Source organism: Prevotella sp. P3-122 (genome assembly GCF_002251365.1).
Lineage (GTDB): Bacteria > Bacteroidota > Bacteroidia > Bacteroidales > Bacteroidaceae > Prevotella.
This window is the reverse complement of record NZ_NPJH01000007.1, coordinates 110314-118964: the sequence shown is the minus strand read 5'-3', so window position 1 is coordinate 118964 and position 8651 is coordinate 110314. Positions and strand designations below refer to the sequence as shown.

General features: G+C 48.4%; 7 protein-coding genes. 4 read left to right on the top strand and 3 right to left on the bottom strand.

Going from position 1 to position 8651, the window contains the following annotated elements; translation table 11 throughout:
• Positions 1-226: 226 nt before the first annotated feature.
• On the bottom strand, positions 227-1630 hold the full coding sequence (gene uxaC, locus CIL02_RS01700; RefSeq protein WP_094398754.1) for a glucuronate isomerase: 1404 nt from the start codon (positions 1628-1630) through the stop codon (positions 227-229).
• A gap of 265 nt (positions 1631-1895) precedes the next feature.
• On the opposite strand from uxaC, the gene CIL02_RS01695 reads away from it, so the two are divergent.
• Complete coding sequence (locus CIL02_RS01695; protein WP_094398753.1) at positions 1896-2924, top strand: type I asparaginase; 1029 nt, start codon at positions 1896-1898, stop codon at positions 2922-2924.
• A gap of 88 nt (positions 2925-3012) precedes the next feature.
• Here the strand turns inward: CIL02_RS01695 and CIL02_RS01690 are convergent, their stop codons facing one another.
• Both CIL02_RS01690 and CIL02_RS01685 read right to left on the bottom strand, forming a co-directional pair.
• Positions 3013-4956 carry a DUF2264 domain-containing protein gene (locus CIL02_RS01690; RefSeq protein WP_094398752.1) on the bottom strand — a complete coding sequence of 648 codons (1944 nt, stop codon included), beginning with the start codon at positions 4954-4956 and terminating at the stop codon, positions 3013-3015.
• Positions 4957-4987: 31 nt separating this feature from the next.
• Positions 4988-5833: a DUF5715 family protein gene (locus CIL02_RS01685; protein ID WP_094398751.1), complete on the bottom strand. Its 846-nt coding sequence runs from the start codon at positions 5831-5833 to the stop codon at positions 4988-4990.
• Between the two features lie 140 nt (positions 5834-5973).
• Here CIL02_RS01685 and CIL02_RS01680 point away from each other — a divergent pair, with 140 nt between their 5' ends.
• The 3 genes from CIL02_RS01680 to ubiE are packed head-to-tail and all read left to right on the top strand — an operon-like array spanning position 5974 to position 8616.
• Positions 5974-6930, top strand: a complete 957-nt coding sequence (locus tag CIL02_RS01680; protein ID WP_094398750.1) for a PhoH family protein — start codon at positions 5974-5976, stop codon at positions 6928-6930.
• 1 nt (position 6931) lies between these two features.
• On the top strand, positions 6932-7882 hold the full coding sequence (locus tag CIL02_RS01675; RefSeq protein WP_094398749.1) for a phosphoribosylaminoimidazolesuccinocarboxamide synthase: 951 nt from the start codon (positions 6932-6934) through the stop codon (positions 7880-7882).
• Positions 7882-8616, top strand: a complete 735-nt coding sequence (ubiE, locus tag CIL02_RS01670; RefSeq protein WP_094398748.1) for a bifunctional demethylmenaquinone methyltransferase/2-methoxy-6-polyprenyl-1,4-benzoquinol methylase UbiE — start codon at positions 7882-7884, stop codon at positions 8614-8616. The genes CIL02_RS01675 and ubiE overlap by 1 nt, the downstream gene beginning before the upstream one ends.
• The last annotated feature ends 35 nt before the right edge of the window (positions 8617-8651 follow it).

Sequence of the window (8651 nt, the reverse complement as noted above, 5' to 3'; positions counted from 1 at the left end):
TTTAATAATATACTTCAGGAATAATATATTATTATGCGTCACTCCATATTTCTGATGAACCTTATATATTACATATAGAATTGAATAACATTCAATCTTTGTTGGGCACATTCTATTAGGGTGCTTGACATTTTTTAGGAGGTGACTATACCTATCCATAAAAACAGCCTCACTCACCCTCCTTTAATAGAAGAGATGAGTGAGGCTTTTTGTGGAAGATTCAATATTAGTAGAACTTGAAATAGTTCTTGGCGTTGTTGTAGGAAATGTCCTCAACCATACGAGAGAGACTCTCCATGTCGTTTGGCAGCAGACCCTTCTCTACATCGTTTCCGAGCAGGTTGCAAAGCAGACGTCTGAAATACTCATGGCGCGGGTAGCTCAAGAACGAGCGGCTGTCGGTAAGCATTCCGACGAAGCGGCTGAGGAGTCCAAGGACAGACAAAGCGTTCATCTGGCGTGTCATACCGTCGAGCTGATCATTGAACCACCATCCTGAACCGAACTGTATCTTGCCTGGGCAAGAGCCATCCTGGAAGTTGCCGAGCATAGTTGCTATGACCTCGTTTGCACATGGGTTGAGGGTGTAGAGAATGGTGCGTGTGAGCTTTCCTCGCATGTTGAGCTTGTTAAGGAAACGGCTCATGGCACGAGCGGTATTGAACTCACCGATAGAGTCGAAGCCCGTGTCAGGACCCAGCTGGTTGTACATCAGGGTGTTGTTGTCACGTATGGCACCATAGTGGAACTGTTGTGTCCAGTCTGCATCATTATCCATTTCGGCGCAAACGGTAAGGAATGCGTTCTTGTACTGTCGTACCTCCTGTTCGGCAAGCTGCTGTCCGTTCATAGCCTTTGCAAAGATGGTCTCTATCTGCGAGTCGGTATACTCCTCGTCGTAGAACTCCTCTATGCCATGGTCGGAGAGACGGCATCCGTTCTCTGCGAAGAAGTCGTGCCTCTTCTGCAAAGCGTCGACCATATCCTTGAATGTATTGATGCTTACACCTGATACCTCAGCAAGCTTGTTGACATAATCAACAAAGTCAGGCTTTTCGATGTTCATGGCCTTATCTGGTCTCCAGGCTGGAATCATCTTGATTTCAAATCCGCTCTCACGTGTCTGCTTGTGGAAACGCAGGTCATCAACAGGGTCATCAGTTGTGCAAACGCACTCTACATGATAATGGCGCATGAGTCCACGTGCGGAAAACTCGGGCTGCATGAGTTTCTCGTTGCACTCGTCAAATATTTCTCTTGCCGTCTTAGGCGACAGGAGCTTATCGATACCGAAAGCCGTCTTGAGCTCAAGGTGAGTCCAATGATAGAGAGGGTTACGGAAAGTGTAGGGAACAGTCTCAGCCCATTTCTCAAACTTTTCCCAGTCTGTGGTGTCCTTGCCTGTGCAGTATCTCTCGTCTACACCGTTAGTTCTCATCGCACGCCATTTGTAATGGTCGCCGCCGAGCCAAAGCTCGGTAATGCTCTTGAACTTGTGGTCGTTGGCAACCATCTCCGGTATGAGGTGGCAATGATAGTCGATGATGGGCATCTTGGCCGCATGGTTGTGGAAGAGTTCCTGTGCGGTTTCTGTCTCCAACAGGAAGTTTTCGTCCATAAATTGTTTCATAATCAAAATTTGTTTTATTTATAGTTTATAAGTTTTCGTTGCCTATCCGATATGATGGATTGTTCTTTGTAATTCCGATGAACAAGAATATCAGGAACAATCTTTGAGTTTTAATCCAACTCTGCAAAGATACAACAAAAAAATCATATAATAACAAGTTGTTACGAAAAAAAAATTAGATATTTGGACACACACACGAACAAACAATTAGGTATTTATTTGTATAATCCGATTGTTTTCCATAATTTTGCAGAAAAATTGAGCTATGGCGGAGAAAGTATTGCTTATTTATACTGGAGGCACCATCGGTATGGGACGTAATCCCTTGACAGGTGCATTGGAACCTTTGGACTTCAATCACCTTGTTGAGAGCATGCCTGAGTTCAGGCAACTGCAGACATCAGTCGAGGTATATCAGTTTACGCCCCCAATAGACTCTAGCGATATGGATCCGCGCCTGTGGGCTCAGCTGGTAAGGATTATATCCGACCGCTACGACGAGTATGACGGCTTTGTCATACTTCATGGCACCGATACGATGGCTTATACGGCGAGTGCCTTGTCATTCATGCTCGAGAACCTCACCAAGCCCGTCATACTCACTGGCTCGCAGCTTCCAGTAGGACAACTTAGGACTGACGGGCGAGAAAACCTCATAACGAGCGTGGAGCTTGCTGCATACAAGGACAAGGATGGCCACGCCATGGTTCCCGAGGTTTGCATCTATTTCAGCGGACGCCTGCTGCGCGGGAACCGCTCGACAAAAAAGAATGCCGACGGCTTCAACGCCTTCGACACATTCAACTATCCTCATCTCTGCGACGCTGGTGTGAACTTCGACTTCCACAACCATCACATATTACAGCCGGATTTCTCACGTCCGATGACTCCGCATTTCGCCATGGACCCACACGTTGTGGTATTCAGTCTGTTCCCGGGCATTCAGGAGAACATCATCCGTCATGTCCTTGACGCCCCTGAGCTAAAGGGTATAGTAATGAGAAGCTACGGAAGCGGCAATGCCCCTCAAAGTCCATGGCTCAACGGCTTGCTGGCCAAGGCTGCGCAGAGAGGCGTGGTAATAGTGAATATCAGCCAATGTGTGGCCGGCAAGGTAGAGATGTCGCGCTACGACACGGGCTTCCATTTGAAAAAAGCTGGAGTCATCAGCGGTTATGACTCAACGGTAGAGGCTGCCGTTACCAAGCTGATGTTTCTGCAGGCTCAGCATTCTGACAGCCATATCATAAGAAACCTTATGAACAAGTCGATAGCTGGAGAAATTACCATTTAGGCGGTTATTTCTCTGTTATAAGGGAATATTTTAAGATAATCTATGTGTATGGATACACAATTAGCATCCATACACATAGATTGCAAAGCTACATAATCACTCTCAAACGAATCTTTGCGTCAGCAACGCTTTTCCGTAGCTGGCTCTTTGTGAAAGACTTCTTGGTCATAAGCTGCAGGCATACAAGGCGGTCGCCCTTGCTGACTGTAGCCTCTGCGTCTATGACTACACACTCTTCCGACTCAGGGTGAAGCCCCTTGGTAGTCACAAACTCCATGTCGCCCCACCCTTCCAGACCAATCATGGCAAGCTCGTACTCACCATTATTAATAATGTATGCGGTATGTCCGTCACCAAGGCTGATGGTCTTGGTGGCAACATTGCCTGTCTTCTTTGGCAAGGCATAGTGTCCGAGTCTCACCTTGGTGGCTTTCTCGCTCGCAATAACCTTGTCCGCCCTGAGAGTACCATTTGTAAGAGCAATATCGTGAAGGAGCATTCTGAATGTTTGGTTTGCCTGAGGATATGCAGTACGCTGGAGAATGTTGTTGACAAAGCATGTTGTAGTATATCGTCTCATGGGCTCCCACATAGCCTTTGCCTCGTTGTAGACAACATAGTTCATGGCTACTTCTCCATTCTTTCCGTCGGCCATCCATGGAAGGTCCGTGTTATAGGCGAGACGGTTGTACTGCTCTGAGGCACGGAAATGCTCCGGCCACGGTCTGTCGACATTATAATCGCAGTATGCCCTAATCTCTGCTGCTCCCGTGGAAGCATAGTCGGTCACGAGCATCTTCGGTCCCTCATAGTAGTGGCATCTAACCTCATTTGCGCGCATGGTTGCCCATTCACCCTCATTCTCAACTGCGCTCCAATAGTTGTCGGTGTCAGGCAAGACGAGCGGCAAGAACGCCTTGGCACACCAGAATACGGAACCGCGGCAACTGTAGCCCTGGAGCACGGGGTCGAAAAGCCCGTAGAAGCCAGGTGTAGGCACGCCGTCGTCATAGAGAAAATCAGGATGCTGTATGAACTGAAGCAGACAGCCTGATGCTATTCGGCGCATCCAGCCATGGTTGCAGTTGTCACCCCATGCAAGAGGAGCTGTAGCGGCAAACCGGTACATATTTGACCTTCCCCACATAGGCATTTTCCCATCGCGCCCGAAAAGGTTTGGATAGCCCTCGTACATCTCATTAAAGTTCTTCTCAAACTTGGCAGCATACTCAGGCAGATATTTCTCGCCATAGAATTTCGACCACAGCTTTCCATACAGCTGGTAAGCCCACATAGAATAGAAATCGTAGTTTGGCACGTCGTAGTACCATCCGCTTCCCCTGTAGTCGCCCAGCAGTTCGTTGAGATAACGCTCCATGAGCTTCTGGTTGATTTTATATCCACGAGTATTGAAGAACGACATCACAAAGATGTTGAAGAAACGCCAGTTCTGTGCCACGGTCGGTCCGTCGGCATAGCTCTCCATCATGGCGTACAGAGCGTCACGCGTCTCCTTTGGGAGTGGGTCCCAAACGGCCTCTCCACAAACGAAGAAGCATACGCCAAGTGCACCAAACTCCACAAGGTCCTGGCAAGGTCCCCTGTTGCCCCGATGACTGATGAACTGCTCACTACCAGGTGTAACGAGAAGAGTCAGCTGACGGCGGTAGTAGTCAACAAGTCGGATGCCGTTGATGGTGATGGTTGAGTCCTCCCTGATGAGTGGAGAAGCCATGAATAGCGTGCGTGCCATGCCCTCGAGGGTAGCACCGCGTACCCTACTCTTGTTGGTCTCGTCCTTTGGATAGCACACATCTCCCAGACGGTCGAAGTACATAGGGTCGTCAAGACTTTTTATGTGCCGGAACGCGCCCTCAAGGAGATATTTGTCAGCCTCTACCCAGTGGTTCCTCGTCATTCCCGTAAAAGGACTGAGCTTGTAGTCCGGATTGTCGATTTTAAACACTTCGCCCGCATGTGATGTCATACAGAGCGACAGAACAGCGATAATCAGAGATAGTTTTTTCATCATGGTTGTAGTATGAATAAATCTGTTAGTATTGTCATTTGACCGTTATATGGAAGCATCCTTGCTTGACCTCATATTTCACATAGCATCTGTCAGCCTCTCGCAAGTCACGCAGCACCTCGCTGAGTATCCATTTCAGGGTGTCGTTCCTTACCTGTCGCCTGTTCTCTCCAGGAGCCTCTACGGTCTTGTACCGATTGTAGCAGACATCTACGGTAGTTCCGTGTAGGTGGCAGCTGTTTTGTGTGGCATTGCCATTGTGGCGGCTGAGTTTCGTAACATCCTCCTTAGTGCGCAGCACGCTTGTCACGATAATCTTATGAAGAGGCACGCCCTTGCATTGTAGACTGTCGAAGAAGTTGCGTCCGATGTCCTGAAGCAGTACTGCGGCGCGTGGAACGAGATAAGGAATGCTGTTGTTCAGCTTGTCTATGTGATAGAAAGGATTTGAGCCAATATATACAAGTTCGGATTTTCTCTTCTCCGCATCTTCTCTGTTGGCTACGGCTCTTACTCCCCATTTGGTGGCAGCAGCCAGCTGCACATCATTCTGGTCGGGGAAAGTCTTCGAGAAACCTGGCACGCTGAATATGCGGTTCTTGGTCAGCGTTCCGTCATCCTTGAAAAAGCGTGATTCCACCGCCATTGGTCTTGCATCAGCCGTACTCACGTCATGGCTTTCGCCAAGCATTGCCGCTACTCCGTTCCCATGGTATACGGAGTCATCGGGAGTCAGTGAGTCAGTAGCCGTTGACAGGCTGTCGGCCACGGCCAAATCCTTGCTGTGGCCGGCAATCTGGGGGCAAACACACCTCACTAATGCCAGCACAATAGTAACACTCAAAAATATCTGTAAATATCTTGTTTTGGAAATATTCATTTTGTAATATCCGAAATTTTGATGCAAAGATAATAAAAACTACACAATTCGTAGTCAACAGCAGAGATTTATTTGCAGCTTTTTTTTGTGTTTCGCAATTAAAATTGTAATTTTGCAGCGTTTAATAAACTATCAAGACATTGACGGAGAAACATATAATACTTGAAGACATAGACCCCATGGCGTTTTTCGGACCGGGCAACAGCCATTTGCTTATGGTGAAGTCGCTCTTTCCGAAGTTGCGCATCGTCGCACGCGGCAACGTAATAAAGCTTATGGGTGACGAGGAGGAAATGGCGAAAGCCGATGAGTGTATAGAGAAAATCAGATACCACATATCGGTACACAACAGCATAGCAGAAGAGGATATTTTAGATATAATAAAAGGACGAAAGACCAATGCCGGGGCAGCCAAGGGTGTTGTGGTTTACAACATGTCTGGGCGTCCTATCAAAAGCCGTAACGAAAACCAGCAGAAGCTTATTGACGCATTCGACAAGAACGACATGATGTTTGCCGTAGGGCCTGCCGGAACAGGCAAGACATACCTGAGTATAGCCCTTGCCGTGAAAGCCTTGAAGGAGAAAACTGCAAAGAAGATTATCCTTTGCCGTCCGGCCGTAGAGGCTGGCGAGAAGCTCGGTTTCCTGCCTGGCGACATAAAAGACAAGATAGACCCTTACCTGCAACCCCTTTACGATGCCCTTGAGGACATGCTGCCGGCTGTGAAGCTTCAGGACCTGATAGACAAGCATGTCATACAGATTTGCCCCTTAGCGTTCATGAGAGGCCGCACGCTGAGCGATGCCGTGGTAATACTTGATGAGGCGCAAAACACTACTGCCGCCCAACTGAAGATGTTCCTGACGAGAATGGGATGGAACACCAAGATGATTATCACGGGCGACCTGACACAGATAGACCTGCCAAGAGAGGAGAGAAGCGGACTGAAGGTGGCCTTGTCCATACTCAGCGACATAGAGGGCATCTCTGTTATAAACTTCACCAAGCAGGACATTGTGAGACACAAACTCGTCACACGCATCGTCGAGGCATATTCAAAATCGGAGAATAAAGACATTAAAGACAAAATATAGTATGAAAGCATTAACAACAACCGACTTCCACTTCGATGGACAGAAGAGTGTTTATCACGGCAAGGTTCGTGACGTGTATAATATCAATGACGACATCATGGTTATGGTTGCTACCGACAGGATTTCGGCTTTCGATGTTATCCTGCCAAAAGGCATACCATTCAAGGGACAGGTTCTCAACCAGATAGCAGCACAGTTCCTGGATGCCACGAGTGACATCTGCCCGAACTGGAAGCTGGCAACTCCCGACCCTATGGTTACCGTTGGTCTGAAGTGCGAGGGCTTCAGGGTTGAAATGATTATCCGAGGCATACTTACCGGTTCTGCTTGGCGCGAATACAAGAACGGATGCAGAGAGATTTGCGGTGTAAAGCTGCCTGAGGGCATGAGGGAGAACGAGCGTTTCCCAGAGCCAATCATCACTCCCACGACCAAGGCCGACGAGGGACACGACCTTAACATATCAAAAGAGGAAATCATCGCCCAGGGCATTGTCAGCGCAGAGGATTATGCCATAATGGAGGACTATACGCGCAAGCTCTTCGCACGCGGACAGGAAATTGCCGCCAAGCATGGCCTGATACTCGTAGACACCAAGTATGAGTTTGGCAAACGTGACGGCAAGGTATACCTTATTGACGAAATACATACTCCTGACTCGAGCCGCTACTTCTATGCCGACGGATATGAGGAGAAGTTTGCCAAGGGCGAGCCCCAGAAGCAGTTGTCGAAGGAGTTCGTAAGGCAATGGCTAATAGAGCACGACTTCATGAACGAGCCTGGACAGACCATGCCTGAGATTACAGACGAATATGCGGAAAGCGTGAGCGACAGGTATATTGAGCTGTACGAGCATATTACTGGAGAGACATTCGTGAAGACAGCCGAGGAAGGCGACATAGCTGCCCGCATAGAGAAGAATGTCAGCGAATGCCTGAAAGGTATTAAGTAATGTATAGGCAAGAGGAAATTAAACCATACGGAGGCGAAGGCGACAAGGGTGCGCTTGTCGAGAAAATGTTCGACAACATCGCACCCACATACGACAAGCTGAACCACAGGCTCTCGTTCGACATCGACAAAGGATGGAGACGGAAGGCCATCAGGCAGATAGCCCAATGGAGTCCGGAAACCATCCTTGACATAGCTACAGGAACAGGTGATTTTGCCATTCTTGCCGCGGAGATGCTACAGCCAAGGGCTATTATCGGCGCAGACCTGTCGGAGGGAATGATGGATGTTGGCAGAAAGAAGGTTGCGGAGAGACACCTCGACGGCATCATATCTTTTCAGAGAGAAGACTGTCTGGCGTTGTCCTTCGACGACAACACCTTCGATGCCGTTACGGCAGCTTTCGGAATACGCAATTTCCAAAATCTTGACCAGGGTCTGGCGGAGATGTGCAGGGTACTGAAGCCTGGCGGCCATCTGAGCATTGTCGAATTAACCAGTCCCGTCACATTCCCCATGAGGCAATTATTCGGTCTTTACTCTCACACTTTCCTCCCCCTGTATGGCAAGCTGATATCAAAGGACGATAGCGCATACAAGTATCTCACGGCCACAATAGAAGCATTCCCGCAAGGTGAGCAGATGGTAGAGATATTGAGGAAAGCAGGCTTTAGGAAAGCATTGTTCAAGAGACTCACTTTCGGCATCTGCACGATGTACCTCGGAGAGAAATAATGGAGTCTGTGACCAGTGAAAGATGATAATCAGAC